The sequence below is a fragment of the Pseudomonas sp. GR 6-02 genome (genome assembly GCF_001655615.1).
GTDB lineage: Bacteria > Pseudomonadota > Gammaproteobacteria > Pseudomonadales > Pseudomonadaceae > Aquipseudomonas.
In genome coordinates this window covers 130744-148813 of sequence record NZ_CP011567.1, presented here as the reverse complement: position 1 = coordinate 148813, position 18070 = coordinate 130744, and the positions used below count along the sequence as shown (strand labels likewise).

The 18070-nt window shown below is 61.8% G+C and carries 4 protein-coding genes; 2 read left to right on the top strand and 2 right to left on the bottom strand.

Translation table 11 applies throughout. The features are described from left to right. Positions 1-38: 38 nt before the first annotated feature. Positions 39-1391, bottom strand: a complete 1353-nt coding sequence (locus PGR6_RS00630; protein ID WP_018929411.1) for a TolC family outer membrane protein — start codon at positions 1389-1391, stop codon at positions 39-41. A gap of 354 nt (positions 1392-1745) precedes the next feature. On the opposite strand from PGR6_RS00630, the gene PGR6_RS00625 reads away from it, so the two are divergent. Together PGR6_RS00625 and PGR6_RS00620 are read left to right on the top strand one after the other, a co-directional pair. Continuing rightward, a complete protein-coding gene (locus tag PGR6_RS00625) occupies positions 1746-15575 on the top strand; it encodes a retention module-containing protein (protein WP_064615727.1) in 13830 nt (4609 codons plus the stop codon). A gap of 147 nt (positions 15576-15722) precedes the next feature. Then, a complete protein-coding gene (locus PGR6_RS00620) occupies positions 15723-16061 on the top strand; it encodes a hypothetical protein (RefSeq protein ID WP_019582912.1) in 339 nt (112 codons plus the stop codon). Between the two features lie 48 nt (positions 16062-16109). Here the strand turns inward: PGR6_RS00620 and lapD are convergent, their stop codons facing one another. Beyond that, positions 16110-18056 carry a cyclic di-GMP receptor LapD gene (gene lapD / locus PGR6_RS00615; protein WP_064615724.1) on the bottom strand — a complete coding sequence of 649 codons (1947 nt, stop codon included), beginning with the start codon at positions 18054-18056 and terminating at the stop codon, positions 16110-16112. Positions 18057-18070 lie beyond the last annotated feature (14 nt).

Below are 18070 nucleotides of genomic sequence, written 5' to 3'. Positions count from 1 at the left end.
CTCGACACTCTTGGCTAACAGTTGAAATGGGGCAGGACTCAATTCATCCCAGGCAGCTGGACCTTGGGCTTCACGTCATTCTGCACAACGGATGCCAACGGTGCGACCACGCCCTGACTTTTGAGCAATTCGCCCATGGTCGCCTTGATTCGGTACTGAGTAAATAACTGAATGTTTTTGATCTCGACCAGCCGACGGGAAGCGGTGAACAGCTCGTTTTCACTGTCGAGCAAGTCAAGCAGCGTCCGTTCGCCGAGGCTGAATTGCTTCTGATACGCGCCGCGCACGCTGGCGCTGCGATCGACATATTGCTGGGCGATCGGCACCTGGGCGTTGGCGTTGTTCAGGGCATTCCAGGCCAGGCCCAGTTCTTCATTCAACACGCGCAGGGCGTTGTTGCGAATATCCAGCGCCTGGTTCGACAGGTAGGACTTGGATTCCAGATCGGCCTTGTTGCTGCCACCGGCAAACAAATTGAAGCGCATGCGCAGCATGGCCTGCCATTCGTTGTTGTGACCGTTCTGACCATCGAGGTCGTTGTCGGCGGTGCGACCCAGTTCGGCATCGAAGCGCGGGTAGAAGCTCGACTTGGCGGCTTCGTACTGTTTCTCGGCAGCAGCGATATCCGATTCGGCGGAACGCAGGATCGGGCTGTTTTCCAGCATCTGCGCCCGGGCTTCATTCAGGTTGGCTGGCAACAGCGCCATAAAATCGGCAGGCCGCTCCAGTTGATCGGGCATTTGGCCGACGGCACTGAGGAAGTTGGTCTGGGCGTCTGCCAGGTTGGTCTGCTCGGTGATCAGGTTGTTGCGGGCCTGGGCCATGCGTGCTTCGGCCTGATCGAGATCGGCGCCGCTGCCCACACCGCGCTGGGTGCGCAATTTGATCTGGTCAAAAATCCGTTCGTGGTTTTTCAGGTTGTCTTCGGCCAGGCGCACGAATTCGCGGCGGGTCAGCACATCGAGATAAACCTGAGCGACGGTCAACGCGGTGCGTTCCGAGGTGCCCATCAAGGAATAAGCACGGGAATTAACGGTGGCTTGTTGACGCCCCACTTCGCTGGACGTCGCAAAACCGTCAAAAACCATCTGTGACAGACGTAAACTTGACTCGCTCCGGTTCAGCGTTTCCCAGTGGTTGCTGCCGCCAGCGGCACGGGTGGAGACACTGTCGGTGCCTTCGCGACCATAACCGCCCAGCAGATCGACCCGTGGCAGGTATCCACCTTTTGCAGCCTTTAATTGATAATCCGCGGCCAGCCGACTATTGACCCCTGCCTGGATTTCCGGATGGACATCCAGTGCCTGTTGCATGGCCTGCGGAAGGGTTTGCGCCTGAACAACGCTGGCGGCAAAGGCGAAGGGTAGAACCTTGAACAGGTGCAAACGCATAGTTGGAATTCCCGGGACTTCTTGTCTTGAATCACTGCAGAACATGGCGCTGCATCGCATGGTGGCAACCGGAATGACCGTATGTCGGAAAGTTCAAAATCGGAACTGGATCACACGCTGTAGGACAGGTCGCCGCTTAAATATCAATGTGACATTACCTTGACGATTGTTTAGGATGACTCCCATAAGGTCAATAGTTTGGCATAAAGTTAATTTCGAAAAAATATAGCCAAATTATTGACGGTTACGCGTCAAAGCTATGTATCGAATTTTGTAAGAACGTCCAGCCCGATCGGCGAACACGCCCGAGCGGTTCATGGAAGTCAACTGAACGTGACACCCGGAGAGTCTTCAATGAGCAGTGTTGTTGCCATCGTCAAAAGCATTGTTGGTCAGGTTTTCGCGGTGTCCCCAGAGGGCATCCGCCGCGTACTCGTTGAAGGCGACCGGTTGTTTGTGGGCGACCAAGTGGACACCGGTGCCGCCGGCGCCATTACCCTTGAACTGGCTGACGGGCGAACCCTGGACCTGGGCCGCGACACTCAGTGGAGTGGCAGCAATCCGGACTCCAGCACCGACCTTGCACAAGCCACTGCACAAGCCGCGCCATCAGTTGACGAATTGCAGCAAGCCATCGCTGCCGGTGTCGACCCAACCACCGCGCTTGAAGCCACTGCTGCCGGCCCGACCGCCGCGAGCGCGGGCGGCTCTGCCGGTGGCGGCCACAGCTTCGTGGCTCTGGAGGCAACCGCTGCCCGGGTCGACCCGACCATTGGCTTCCCTACCGCAGGCCTCGCCACTGCGGCTTTGGCAACACAAAACACCACTGGCGGCCAGACCGCCAATACCAGCTCCAATGCTCTGCGCGAATCGACCCTGAGCCTGAGCGCCACGCCGACCATCACCGAGGCCGGTGGTGTACTGGTTTACACCGCGACCCTGACCCAGGCACCGCTGACCGACCTGACCATCACCCTGTCCAACGGCGCGGTGATCGTGATCACAGCCGGCCAGACTACCGGTACCGTCAACGTTCCTCTGGCGCCGAACGACACTGTTTATAACGATCCGACCCAAATCGACGTGACCGTCACTGGCACCACGGGTGGCAGCGGTATCGTGGTCACCCCGCCGACTGCTCCGGCCGTGACCCAGGTCACCGACACCGTCGACACCACTACCGTTACGCTGACAGCGGGTTCAAGCGTCACTGAAGGTGGCCAGATCACCTACACCGCCACCCTGACCAACCCGGCGCAGACGCCGGTCACCGTGACCCTGTCCAACGGTTCGACCATCACCATCGAAGCCGGAAAAACCACCGGTTCCGTGAACGTCGAAACCCCGGCCAATGACGTCTACAACAACGGCAGCACCGTCAGCACCACGATCACCGGTGCGACCGGTGGCAATTTCGAGAACCTCGTACCGAGCACCACGCCGGCCGTCACCACCATTACCGACTCGATCGACAGTACCGGCCTGACCCTGACTGCCACCGGCAGCGTCACTGAAGGTGGCCAGATCACCTACACCGCCACCCTGACTAACCCGGCGCAAACACCGGTCACCGTGACCCTGTCCAACGGCTCGACCATCACCATCGAAGCCGGAAAAACCACCGGTTCCGTGAACGTCGAAACCCCGGCCAATGACGTCTACAACAACGGCAGCACCGTCAGCACCACGATCACCGGTGCGACCGGTGGCAATTTCGAGAACCTCGTACCGAGCACCACGCCGGCCGTCACCACCATTACCGACTCGATCGACAGTACCGGCCTGACCCTGACTGCCACCGGCAGCGTCACTGAAGGTGGCCAGATCACCTACACCGCCACCCTGACTAACCCGGCGCAAACACCGGTCACCGTGACCCTGTCCAACGGCTCGACCATCACCATCGAAGCCGGAAAAACCACCGGCTCCGTGAATGTCGAAACCCCGGCCAATGACGTCTACAACAACGGCAGCACCGTCAGCACCACAATCACCGGTGCGACCGGTGGCAATTTCGAGAACCTCGTACCGAGCACCACGCCGGCCGTCACCACCATTACCGACTCGATCGACAACACCGGCCTGAGCCTCAGCGCCACCGGCACCGTTGTCGAAGGCGGCCAGATCACTTACACCGCCACCCTGACCAACCCGGCTGGCACGCCGATGACCGTGACCTTGAGCAATGGCTCGGTCATTACCATCGAAGCGGGCAAAACCACCGGCAGCGTGACCGTCGAAACCCCGGCCAATGACGTCTACAACAACGGCAGCACCGTCAGCACCACGATCACCGGTGCCACCGGTGGCAATTTCGAGAACCTCGTACCGAGCACCACGCCGGCCGTCACCACCATTACCGACTCGATCGACAGTACCGGCCTGACCCTCAGCGCCACCGGCACCGTTGTCGAAGGCGGCCAGATCACTTACACCGCCACCCTGACCAACCCGGCGCAGACGCCGGTCACCGTGACCCTGTCCAACGGTTCGACCATCACCATCGAAGCCGGAAAAACCACCGGCTCCGTGAATGTCGAAACCCCGGCCAATGACGTCTACAACAACGGCAGCACCGTCAGCACTACGATCACCGGTGCCACCGGTGGCAATTTCGAGAACCTCGTACCGAACACCACGCCGGCCGTCACCACCATTACCGACTCGATCGACAGTACCGGCCTGACCCTCAGCGCCACCGGCACCGTTGTCGAAGGCGGCCAGATCACTTACACCGCCACCCTGACCAACCCTGCTGACACGCCAATGACCGTGACCTTGAGCAATGGCTCGGTCATTACCATCGAAGCGGGCAAGACCACCGGCAGCGTGACCGTCGAAACCCCGGCCAATGACGTCTACAACAACGGCAGCACCGTCAGCACTACGATCACCGGCACCACCGGCGGTAATTTCGAACAACTGACCCCGAGCACCGAGCCGGCACTCACCACCATCACCGATTCGAAAGACGACACCGGCCTGAGCCTGTCGGCGTCCACCGAAGTGGCCGAAGGTGGTCAGATTCTGTACACCGCGACCCTGACCAATCCGGCGGGCACGCCAGTCACCGTGACCTTGAGCAACGGGGCCGTGATCACCATCGCTGCAGGCGCGACCACTGGCAGCGTGAGCGTCGCCGCCCCTGCCGATGACGTTTACAAAGACACCGGCACGGTCCAGGCGACCATCTCCACCGCCACCGGTGGCAATTTCGAAAACCTGGTGCCGAGCACTGCCCCGGCAGCCACCACCGTCACCGATACCATCGACACCAGCACCGTTTCGCTGACTGCGACCGCGAACGTCGCCGAAGGTGGGACCGTGGTGTACACCGCGTCCGTATCGGCACCGGTCACCGGCTCGCCAGTGGTTGTGACCCTGTCCAATGGCCAGACCATCACCATTCCGGTCGGTGCCAGCAGCGGTTCTGTCAACTTCGTTGCGCCAAACGATGCCCTCGCTGGTGGCGGTTCTTTGAGCGTGAAGATCGACGACGCCAAGGGCGGCAACTACGAGAAGCTGGAAGTCGACGGCAAGTCGGCGGATACCTCGGTGACCGACACGCCGGACACCACGACTCTCAGCCTGAGCGCGACCGACTCGGTGGCCGAAGGTGGTTCCATTGTTTATACCGCAACCTTGACCAACGCCGCCGGCACGCCAGTGACCGTGACGTTGAGCAATGGCGCCGTGATCACCATCGAAGCGGGTAAAACCACCGGCTCCGTAACCGTCGATGCGCCGAAGGACGACGTCTACAAAGACGCCGGCACTGTTGAAGCAACCATCAAGGACGCAACCGGCGGCAACTTCGAGAACCTGGTAACCAGCAATACGCCTGCGGTCACTACCGTCAACGACACCATCGACACCAGCACCGTTTCGCTGACTGCGACTGCAAACGTCGCCGAAGGTGGGACCGTGGTGTACACCGCGTCCGTGTCAGCGCCAGTCACCGGCTCGCCAGTGGTTGTGACCCTGTCCAACGGCCAGACCATTACCATTCCGGTCGGCGCCAGCAGCGGCTCTGTCAATTTTGTTGCACCCAACGATGCGTTGGCGGGTGGCGGCTCCTTGAGCGTCAAGATCGACGACGCCAAGGGCGGCAACTACGAGAAGCTGGAAGTCGACGGCAAGTCGGCGGATACCTCGGTGACCGACACCCCAGACACCACCACCCTCAGCCTGAGCGCAACCGACTCGGTGGCTGAAGGTGGTTCCATTGTTTACACCGCAACCTTGACCAACGCCGCCGGCACGCCAGTGACCGTGACGTTGAGCAATGGCGCCGTGATCACCATCGAAGCAGGCAAAACCACCGGTTCCGTAACCGTCGATGCGCCGAAGGACGACGTCTACAAAGACGCCGGCACTGTTGAAGCAACCATCAAGGACGCAACCGGCGGCAACTTCGAGAACCTGGTAACCAGCAATACGCCTGCGGTCACTACCGTCAACGACACCATCGACACCAGCACTGTTTCGCTGAGTGCGACCGCGAACGTGGCCGAAGGTGGGACCGTGGTTTACACCGCGTCCGTGTCAGCGCCAGTCACCGGCTCGCCAGTGGTTGTGACCCTGTCCAATGGCCAGACCATCACCATTCCGGTCGGTGCCAGCAGCGGTTCTGTCAACTTCGTTGCGCCAAACGATGCCCTCGCTGGCGGCGGTTCTTTGAGCGTGAAGATCGACGACGCCAAGGGCGGCAACTACGAGAAACTGGAAGTCGACGGCAAGTCGGCGGATACCTCGGTGACCGACACGCCGGACACCACGACTCTCAGCCTGAGCGCGACCGACTCGGTGGCCGAAGGTGGTTCCATTGTTTACACCGCAACCTTGACCAACGCCGCCGGCACGCCAGTGACCGTGACGTTGAGCAATGGCGCCGTGATCACCATCGAAGCAGGCAAAACCACCGGTTCCGTAACCGTCGATGCGCCGAAGGACGACGTCTACAAGGACGCTGGCCAAGTCGAAGTGACCATCAAGGATGCCGCAGGCGGCAACTTTGAAAACCTGGCAACCAGCCCAGCGGCAGCGGTCACCACCATCACCGATACCATTGACACCAGCACTGTTTCGCTGACTGCGACCGCGAACGTGGCCGAAGGCGGCACCGTGGTGTACACGGCTTCCGTGTCGGCGCCGGTCACTGGCTCGCCAGTCGTCGTGACCCTGTCCAATGGCCAGATCATCACTATTCCGGTCGGCGCGAGCAGCGGTTCTGTCAATTTCGTTGCACCCAACGATGCGTTGGCGGGTGGCGGTTCCCTGAGCGTGAAGATCGACGACGCCAAGGGCGGCAACTACGAGAAGCTGGAAGTCGACGGCAAGTCGGCGGACACCTCGGTGACCGACACCCCAGACACCACCACCCTCAGCCTGAGCGCAACCGACTCGGTAGCCGAAGGCGGTTCGATCGTTTACACCGCGACCCTGACCAACGCCGCCGGCACACCGGTCACCGTGACCCTGAGCAACGGTGCCGTGATCACCATCGACGCCGGTAAAACCACCGGCACCGTGACCGTCCCGGCTCCATCCGATGACGTTTACAAGGATGCGGGCACGGTCCAGGCCACCATCTCCACCGCCACCGGTGGCAATTTCGAAAACCTAGTGCCGAGCACTGCCCCGGCAGTCACCACCGTCACCGACACCATCGACACCAGCACCGTTTCGCTGACTGCGACCGCAAACGTGGCCGAAGGCGGCACCGTGGTTTACACCGCGTCCGTGTCAGCGCCAGTCACCGGCTCGCCAGTGGTTGTGACCCTGTCCAACGGCCAGACCATTACCATTCCGGTCGGCGCCAGCAGTGGCTCTGTCAATTTTGTTGCACCCAACGATGCGTTGGCGGGTGGCGGCTCCTTGAGCGTCAAGATCGACGACGCCAAGGGCGGCAACTACGAGAAGCTGGAAGTCGACGGCAAGTCGGCGGATACCTCGGTGACCGACACCCCGGACACCACCAATCTCAGCCTGAGCGCATCCAACTCGGTAGCCGAAGGTGGCCAGATCACTTACACCGCGACCCTGACCAACGCCGCCGGCACTCCGGTCACCGTGACCCTGAGCAACGGCGCCGTCATCACCATCGAAGCAGGCAAAACCACCGGTTCCGTAACCGTCGATGCGCCGAAGGACGACGTCTACAAAGACGCCGGCACCGTTGAAGCAACCATCAAGGACGCAACCGGCGGCAACTTCGAGAACCTGGTAACCAGCAATACGCCTGCGGTCACTACCGTCAACGACACCATCGACACCAGCACCGTTTCGCTGACTGCGACCGCGAACGTCGCCGAAGGTGGGACCGTGGTGTACACCGCGTCCGTCACTGCTCCGGTGACTGGTTCGCCAGTCGTTGTGACCCTGTCCAATGGCCAGACCATTACCATTCCGGTCGGTGCCAGCAGCGGCTCTGTCAATTTTGTTGCACCCAACGATGCGTTGGCGGGTGGCGGTTCCCTGAGCGTGAAGATCGACGACGCCAAGGGCGGCAACTACGAGAAGCTGGAAGTCGACGGCAAGTCGGCGGATACCTCGGTGACCGACACCCCAGACACCACCAACCTCAGCCTGAGCGCGACCGACTCGGTAGCCGAAGGCGGTTCGATCGTTTACACCGCGACCCTGACCAATGCCGCTGGCACACCGGTCACCGTGACCCTGAGCAACGGTGCCGTCATCACCATCGCCGCCGGTGCCACTAGCGGCAGCGTGACCGTCGATGCACCAAAGGACGACGTCTACAAGGACGCTGGCCAAGTCGAAGTGACCATCAAGGATGCCGCAGGCGGCAACTTTGAAAACCTGGCCACCAGCCCAGCGGCAGCGGTCACTACCGTCAACGACACCATCGACACCAGCACCGTTTCGCTAACTGCGACCACGAACGTCGCCGAAGGCGGCACCGTGGTGTACACAGCGTCCGTATCGGCACCGGTCACCGGTTCGCCGGTGGTCGTGACCCTGTCCAATGGCCAGACCATCACCATCCCGGTTGGCTCGAGCAGCGCCAGCGTGAACTTCACCGCACCGAACGATGCCTTGGCTGGCGGCGGTTCTTTGAGCGTGAAGATCGACGACGCCAAGGGCGGCAACTACGAGAAACTGGAAGTCGACGGCAAGTCGGCGGATACCTCGGTGACCGACACGCCGGACACCACGACTCTCAGCCTGAGCGCGACCGACTCGGTGGCCGAAGGTGGTTCCATTGTTTACACCGCAACCTTGACCAACGCCGCCGGCACGCCAGTGACCGTGACGTTGAGCAACGGCGCCGTCATCACCATCGAAGCAGGCAAAACCACCGGTTCCGTAACCGTCGATGCGCCGAAGGACGACGTCTACAAGGACGCTGGCCAAGTCGAAGTGACCATCAAGGATGCCGCAGGCGGCAACTTTGAAAACCTGGCAACCAGCCCAGCGGCAGCGGTCACCACCGTCACCGATACCATTGACACCAGCACTGTTTCGCTGACTGCGACCGCGAACGTGGCCGAAGGTGGGACCGTGGTGTACACCGCGTCCGTGTCAGCGCCAGTCACCGGCTCGCCAGTGGTTGTGACCCTGTCCAACGGCCAGACCATTACCATTCCGGTCGGCGCCAGCAGCGGCTCTGTCAATTTTGTTGCACCCAACGATGCGTTGGCGGGTGGCGGCTCCTTGAGCGTCAAGATCGACGATGCCAAGGGCGGCAACTACGAGAAGCTGGAAGTCGACGGCAAGTCGGCGGATACCTCGGTGACCGACACACCGGACACCACCAACCTCAGCCTGAGTGCGACCAACTCGGTAGCCGAAGGTGGCCAGATCACTTACACCGCGACCCTGACCAATGCCGCCGGCACTCCGGTCACCGTCACGCTGAGCAACGGCGCCGTGATCACCATCGATGCCGGTAAAACCACCGGCACCGTCACCGTCCCGGCTCCATCCGATGACGTTTACAAAGATGCCGGTACGGTCCAGGCCACCATTTCCACCGCCACCGGCGGCAATTTCGAGAACCTGGTTCCGAGCACTGCCCCGGCAATCACCACCGTCACCGACACCATCGACACCAGCACCGTTTCGCTGACTGCGACCACGAACGTCGCCGAAGGCGGCACCGTGGTGTACACAGCGTCCGTATCGGCACCGGTCACCGGTTCGCCAGTGGTCGTGACCCTGTCCAATGGCCAGACCATCACCATCCCGGTCGGCTCGAGCAGCGCCAGCGTGAACTTCACCGCGCCGAACGATGCCTTGGCCGGCGGCAACTCCCTGAGCGTCAAGATCGACGATGCCAAGGGCGGCAACTACGAGAAGCTGGAAGTCGACGGCAAGTCGGCGGATACCTCGGTGACCGACACACCGGACACCACAACCCTCAGCCTGAGCGCATCCAACTCGGTGGCTGAAGGCGGTTCCATCGTTTACACCGCGACCCTGACCAACGCCCCCGGCACACCGGTCACCGTGACCCTGAGCAACGGCGCCGTGATCACCATCGATGCCGGTAAAACCACCGGCTCCGTGACCGTCCCGGCCCCGTCCGATGACGTTTACAAGGATGCGGGCACGGTCCAGGCCACCATCTCCACCGCCACCGGCGGCAACTTCGAAAACCTGGTAACCAGCAATACGCCTGCGGTCACTACCGTCAACGACACCATCGACACCAGCACTGTTTCGCTGAGTGCGACCGCGAACGTCGCCGAGGGTGGCACCGTGGTGTACACCGCGTCCGTCACTGCTCCAGTGACTGGTTCGCCAGTGGTTGTGACCCTGTCCAACGGCCAGACCATCACCATTCCAGTCGGCGCCAGCAGCGGCTCTGTTAATTTTGTTGCACCCAACGACGCGTTAGCCGGCGGCAACTCCCTGAGCGTGAAGATCGACGATGCCAAGGGCGGCAACTACGAGAAGCTGGAAGTCGACGGCAAGTCGGCGGATACCTCGGTGACCGACACCCCGGACACCACCAATCTCAGCCTGAGCGCATCCAACTCGGTCGCCGAAGGCGGTCAGATCACTTACACCGCGACCCTGACCAACGCCGCCGGCACTCCGGTCACCGTGACCCTGAGCAATGGCGCCGTGATCACCATCGACGCCGGTAAAACCACCGGCACCGTGACCGTCCCGGCTCCATCCGATGACGTTTACAAGGATGCGGGCACGGTCCAGGCCACCATCTCCACCGCCACCGGTGGCAATTTCGAGAACCTGGTGCCGAGCACTGCCCCGGCAGTGACCACCGTCACCGACACGATCGACACCACGACAGTGACCCTGAATGCCACCGCTTCGGCAGCCGAAGGCGGCACCGTCACTTACACCGCAACCGTCGGTGCGCCAGTGACTGGTAGCCCGGTCACCGTGTCCCTGGCTAACGGCCAGACCATCACCATCGATATCGGCAAAACCACCGGTACCGTGACCACCGCCGCGCCGAACGACGCATTGACCGGCCATGCTCCGCTGACCAACTCGATCACCAACGTCAGCGGCGGCAATTACGAAAACCTGGTGGCGGACAAAACGCCGGTCAGCACCACCGTGACCGACACCGTCGACACCACCAACCTCAGCCTGAGCGCATCCAACTCGGTAGCCGAAGGTGGCCAGATCACTTACACCGCGACCCTGACCAACGCCGCCGGCACTCCGGTCACCGTGACCCTGAGCAATGGCGCCGTAATCACCATCGACGCCGGTAAAACCACCGGCACCGTGACCGTCCCGGCTCCATCCGATGACGTTTACAAAGATGCGGGCACGGTCCAGGCCACCATCTCCACCGCCACCGGTGGCAATTTCGAGAACCTGGTGCCGAGCACTGCCCCGGCGGTCACCACCGTTACCGACACGATCGACACCAGCACCGTTTCGCTGACTGCGACTGCGAACGTCGCCGAAGGCGGCACCGTCACTTACACCGCAACCGTCGGTGCACCAGTGACTGGTAGCCCGGTCACCGTATCCCTGGCCAACGGCCAGACCATCACCATCGACGTCGGCAAAACCACCGGTACCGTGACCACCGCCGCGCCGAACGACGCGTTGACCGGCCACGCTCCGCTGACCAACTCGATCACCAATGTCAGCGGTGGCAACTACGAGAACCTGGTGGCGGACAAAACGCCGGTCAGCACCACCGTGACCGACACCGTCGACACCACCAACCTCAACCTGAGCGCATCCAACTCGGTAGCCGAAGGTGGCCAGATCACTTACACCGCGACCCTGACCAACGCCGCCGGCACACCGGTCACCGTAACCCTGAGCAACGGCGCCGTGATCACCATCGATGCCGGTAAAACCACCGGCACCGTCACCGTCCCGGCTCCATCCGATGACGTTTACAAAGATGCGGGCACGGTCCAGGCCACCATCTCCACCGCCACCGGTGGCAGTTTCGAGAACCTGGTGCCGAGCACTGCCCCGGCAGTGACCACCGTCACCGACACGATCGACAAAACCGAAGTCAGCATCAGCGGCAGTACCTCGGTGACCGAAGGCCAGACCGCCAGTTACACTGTCAGCCTGACCCACCCGGCGCAGACCGAAGTGACCCTGAAAATCGTCTACAGCGGTACCGCCGCCGACGGTTCGGACTTCACCGGCGTGTACACCGTGAAGATCCCGGCCGGTGCCAGCAGCGCGAGCTTCAACGTCGCGACGCTGGACGACAAGCTCACCGAGGGTACCGAGAACTTCGTGGTCAAGATCGACTCGGCCACCGGCGGCAACTTCGAAAACCTCGCGGTCAGCAGCACCAACGGCAGCGTCAGCACCTCGATCATCGACAACGATGCCGCGCCGGTTCTCGACCTGGACGCCAATAACTCCAGCGGCGCCACCGGGGCCAACTACAACGTGACCTTCACCGAAGGCACCACCGGCCAGGGCGTCTCGATCGGCGACACCGACCTGAGCATCACCGACCCGGACAGCACGATGCTGACCGGCGCCACTATCGTGCTGACCAACCGTCAGCCGGGCGATGCGCTGAACCTCGGCAACAGTGTCAATGGCATCAGCATCAACGCCAACAGCCAGGACGGTACGGTCACCCTGACCCTGTCGGGCAACGCGACGCTGGCCGACTACATGCAGCAGATCAAAAACATCAGCTTCACCAACAGCAGTGAGGATCCAAGCACCGTGCCGCGGATCATCACCGTGACGGTGACCGATGGCAGCAATTACTCCAACACCGCAACCACCACGGTCAACGTGGTGGCCGTGAATGACGCACCGACCGCCGCGCCAGTTAACGTCACCGGCACCGAAGACACACCGTTGATCCTCGGCTGGTCGACCTTCGGCGTCAGCGATGTCGACAGCCCGACCGCCAACCTGGGGGTGAAAATCACTCAGCTGCCGGGCGACGGCAAATTGCAGTACCTGGACGGTACGACCTGGAAAGACGTAACGACCAACCAGACCATCAGCAAGGCCGACATCGACGCCGGCAAGTTGCGCTTCACTCCGGATGCCAACGAATCGGGTGTTGATGGCTACAACGGCAGCGGCGTGGGCAATAACCAGGCGGACTACGCGCAGATCAAGTTCCAGCCCACCGACGGTCAACTGTTGGGCAACACCGGCACGGTGAAAATCGACATCACGCCGGTTGCCGACGCGCCATCCCTGAGCGTCGCGGACAACAGCGTCAAGTCCACCGGACTGATCAAGGAAGTCTGGACCGGCCTGTCGGGCCTGGGCACCGATGGTAGTGGCGCGCCGTCCGGCACGCTGAAATCGGTCATCGACGCCGCAGGCACGCCGAACTCCACCGGCACCGTGACCAACGTTCAGTCCGACGGCGGCGTCACCGCCGGCACGGCCTCGAAAACCTCCGGCCTGATCTACCTGGAAGCCGGCAAGACGTACACCTTCAGCGGTACCGGCGATGACAGCCTGTTGGTGACCATCGGCGGCCAGAACGTGGCCGCGACGACTTGGGGTGCAGGCGGCAAGCTGAATGGTTCGTTCACCCCGACCACCAGCGGTTACTACACCCTGGACATCTACCACCACAACCAGAGTGGGCCCGGCAGCTATGACGTCAACCTGTCGGTCAACGGCGGTACAGCGGTCGACCTGAGCAGCGCCGGCGTGCCGCTGTACACCGGCGTGGCGGATCTGGCCGCCTCTGGCGTGACGGTTTCCGACCTGCACGGCACCAATGGCGAAGGCTACTACAACGGCTACAAACTCAACGAAGGCGCCGAAGGCACCAGCGTTCACCTGTCCGCGATCAAGACCGCACTGACCGACACCGACGGCTCTGAAAGCCTGAGCGTGAAGATCAGCGGCATGCCGGCGGGCTCCGTGCTCAGCGATGGCGCGGGCCACACCTTCACCACCACCAATGGCGAAGCCAACGTTACCGGCTGGAACCTCGGCAGCCTGACCGTCACCCCGCCGCCGTACTACAACGGCCAGTTCACCCTGACCGTGACCTCGACATCCACCGAAGCACTCGGCGGTTCGGCACTGAGCACCGCGCAGATTCCGGTCACGGTATACCCGGCGGTCTACAACGCCGTGACCGCCACGGCGGCCGACGACACGATCACCGGCACCGACGGCAACGACATCATGATCGCCGACATCGGCGGGCTGACCGTGGTGCCAGGCACCAATTACAACATCGCGTTCATGGTCGACAGCTCGGGCAGCATGAGCAGCACGTCGATCAATGCCGCCAAGGATTCGTTGACGGCGGTGTTCAACACCCTCAAGCAAAGCCTGGGCGGCAACTCCGGGACCGTGAATATCTTCCTGGTGGACTTCGATACTCAGGTCAACAAATCAGTGTCGGTGAACCTGAACGACCCGAACGCGCTGACCTTGCTCAAATCCGTTCTGGATTCGATGTCGTCGGGCGGCGGCACCAACTACGAGGACGTGTTCAAAACCACGGCCAATTGGTTCCAGAGTGCTGACGCCATTGCCAACACCGGTGCGAAGAACCTCACGTACTTCATCACCGATGGCAAGCCGACCTACTACCAGAGCGGCGAGCAGACCAACCCGACCTTGTACGGCAACGTGAAGCTCGATGATGTCATCACCACCACCAACTACAAGTTGGGGCAGACCTATTCCAACTATCTGGACAGCACTCACTACCTGAGCATCGACAGCGCCGGCAACGTCACGCTGCAGACTCTGAAAAACTCTGGCCGCTGGAGCAGTTCCGAACTGGGCACCCTGCATGCCGAGGGTAACGGCACCTACGAGCTGTCCTATCGCGACGGCACCGGTAGCAACACCGATTCCACTACCATCGACAATTCCGGCAGCAGCTTCACGTTGCTGAACAACGTGTCTACGGTGGAGGCCATCGGCCTGAACAAGGACGTCACCCTCACCGACCTCAAGCCGTACGATTCGGATCAAACGCCACAAACCAACATCGACCCCAAGGACCTGGCCAACTCGATCATCGGCCATACCGAAGCGACAATGCCGGGTGCCGACACGGTCAGCGGCGGTGACGGCAACGACCTCCTGTTCGGCGATCTGGTGAGCTTCAATGGCATTGCCGGCGAGGGTTATCAGGCGATGCAGGCGTTCGTCGCCCAGCAAACCGGCGTCGACGTCAGCAAAGTCACCACCAGCAACGTGCACCAGTACATCACCGAGCACTACACCGCGTTCGACGTGTCTGGCGCTCACGATGGTAACGACACGCTGCTGGGTGGCGCGGGCAACGACATTCTCTTCGGCCAGGGCGGCAACGACCTCCTCGACGGCGGCAAGGGCAATGACATCCTGCTCGGCGGCACCGGCAATGACTCGCTGATCGGCGGCCAAGGTAACGACATCCTGATTGGCGGCTCAGGTGCCGACACCTTCATCTGGAAGGCTGGCGACACCGGCAGCGACGTGATCAAGGACTTCAAGGCCAGCGAAGGCGACCGCATCGACCTGCGTGATTTGTTGCAGGGTGAAAGCGGCAGCACGATTGACCACTTCCTGAAGATCACCACCGTGGACGGCGTGTCGTCCCTGCAAGTCAGCTCCGCCGGCAAGTTCAACGGCGCCGATGCCGCAGCGACCACCCCGGACGTGACGATCAAACTGGAAGGTAACAATTGGTCCAGCGCCAGCATCAACTCGCTGATTGCCGGTAGTGACCCGACCATCAAGATCGATCACAACAACAGCTGATACGCAGGCTGACGGCCGCCCCAACCGGGCGGCCGTCATGTATGCCCACACCTCACGGGTGACGATTTCGTCGTCGCACCGCATACTCGCCTGCGTTGGCCTATGCTGCTGACAGCACGACGCTGGTCCATTTCCGAGGGATGCTTAATGTTTTACGTGCAACGCGATGCGCAAGGTCAGTTAGTGCGCGTGGAAGCCACGGCCTACGCCGAGGCCACGGAAACGCTGCCGGCCGACCACCATGAAATCCAGGCCTGGTATGCCCACGAAGTGGTGGAGACCAGCCTCAAACAGCTCAAGCAGAGCGACCTGGAGATGATTCGGGTACTCGACGACTTGATTCAGGTGCTGACCCAAAAAGGCGTGATCCGCGTCACCGACCTGCCGCCGGCTGCGCAAGCCAAGCTCATGGACCGGACCCAGGCACGTGAGGCGTTGGGCGGGTTGAGCCAGTTGATCGATGATGATGAGACGGGGTTGATTTAACCCCTGACGCCGATCATTCCCACGCTCTGCGTGGGAATGATGAGCGGGCTACTGCCAAGGCTTCGGCTCACCAAACAACTGCCCCTGAACCCCGTACAACCCCATCTCGCGAATCACCGACAACTCCCCTTCGGTCTCGACCCGCTCGGCAATCAACGGCAAATCGATGCTGTGCGCCGCTCGCTGAATCGCCTCGATGAACAGACGCTTGTCGCTCTCCTGATCAATCGCGCGGATGTAACTGCCGTCGATCTTCAGATACGCCAGCCCCAGCCGCGCCAGGTTGCCGATCATGCTGAAGCGCCCACCAAAACGCTGCAGACTCAGCGAGAACCCAAGCTCACGCAAACGCCGCGTCAGCTGCTCCAGTACCGCCTGCTCGGGCAGTTGCTCTTCGCCGATTTCCAGGGTCAGTCGTTCGCCAAGATTCGAATGCTGACGCAGGATATCGAACACTGCGTTCAGCGCCTGCGGGTCCGCCAGTGTCGCCGAAGACAGGTTCAGCGCCAGCGACTCCTCATGGTCGACCATCTGCTCGAGCACCAACTCCAGCATCAAACGGTCCAGTCGCGCGGTCCAGCCGAAACGCTCAAGCCATGGCAAGAAACGCCCGGCGGGAATGGTCTGGTCCTGCTCGTCGAGCAGGCGCGACAGCACTTTGTAATGCAGCACCAACTCTGTGTCGTGGCTGGCCACCACCGGCTGGAAATACAGCTCGAAACGCTGCTGGTTCAGCGCCTGATCCAGCAGGGTGTGCCAGGCGTGGTGATCGTCGCCGCCCCGCGCCGGCGCGCCCTGTTCGAGGCATGCCCAGCTCGGTTCACCCTGGCTTTCTGCCTGGGCCAGTGCCTGATCCGCCAACCCGATCACCGCTTGCGGCGAGTCGCCATGGGCAAACGGCGCCAACCCGATCGAAGCCACCGAAGCCACGTCCGTGGCGCCCGTCGCATGCAGGCTCCCCAAGGCACTTTCGAGATTACTCGCCAGTTGCAGCGCTTCTTCACGCACCAGCCCCGGTGCCAGCACGGCGAATTCCCCGCCACGAATACGCGTCACGAGGTTCTGGGTTTCCGGGTACTTGGCACACTCGCGGGACAACTGCTCGCCGACCGCTTTCAACAATTCATCGGTACGCTGACCGCCCAGCCGCTGGTTCAAACCGGCCAGATCCTTCACCCGCAACAGCAGCAAATAACCGGAGCTGGCCTGCTCCGAGTTGTTCAAACGCGCGTTCAATTGCATTTCGAAATAGCGCCGGTTGGCCAGGCCGGTCAGGTTGTCCTGATAGGACTCGGCCCGCAGCTTTTCACTGCGTTCGGCCTGCTCCTGGAACAGCGCCTTGAGCTTCTCGACCATCTGGTTCATGGCCTGCACCACCCGGCGCAGTTCCGGGGTGCGCGGAAGTTCTGGCAGGCTTAAGAATTCCCGGCGAGCAATGGCATGGGATTGCTTGACCATGTAGTCCAGCGGCTTCAGTTGCCGACGCAGCAACAACGCGCCCAGCACCGCACTCACCGCGCCGCAGAGCAGCAACCAGCCGAGGCTGCCCAACGCGCTCTGCCACAGCTTGGCCAACGCGAACATCGGATGGCTGACCACCTCGACCCGCGCGGCCTGCTCCCAGCCACGGCTGACAATCGCATCGCCACCGGCCGGTTCCAGGCCGATCAGTTTGACAAACCAGTCGGGCACGTTGGTGACCGCGGGGATGCCGCTGCGCTCGACAATCGTCTTGTCGTTGGTCAGATCGACCACGCGGATACTCGCGTAGTAACCGCTGTCGAAGATCGAGCTGACCAGCAACTCGACCATCGCCGGGTCGTCGATGTTCGGCGTCAGGGACAGCGCCAATGCCGTCGCGGCGTCCTGGGCGTGAGAACGCAACTGGTTGACGTACTGGGTGCGAGAGCTTTCCAGACTGACCATGAAGCTGCCGGTGAAGGCGACCACCAGGAACAGACAAATAGCGATCAACAGCTGTTTGAACAAAGACATCTGAGCGCGTGCTC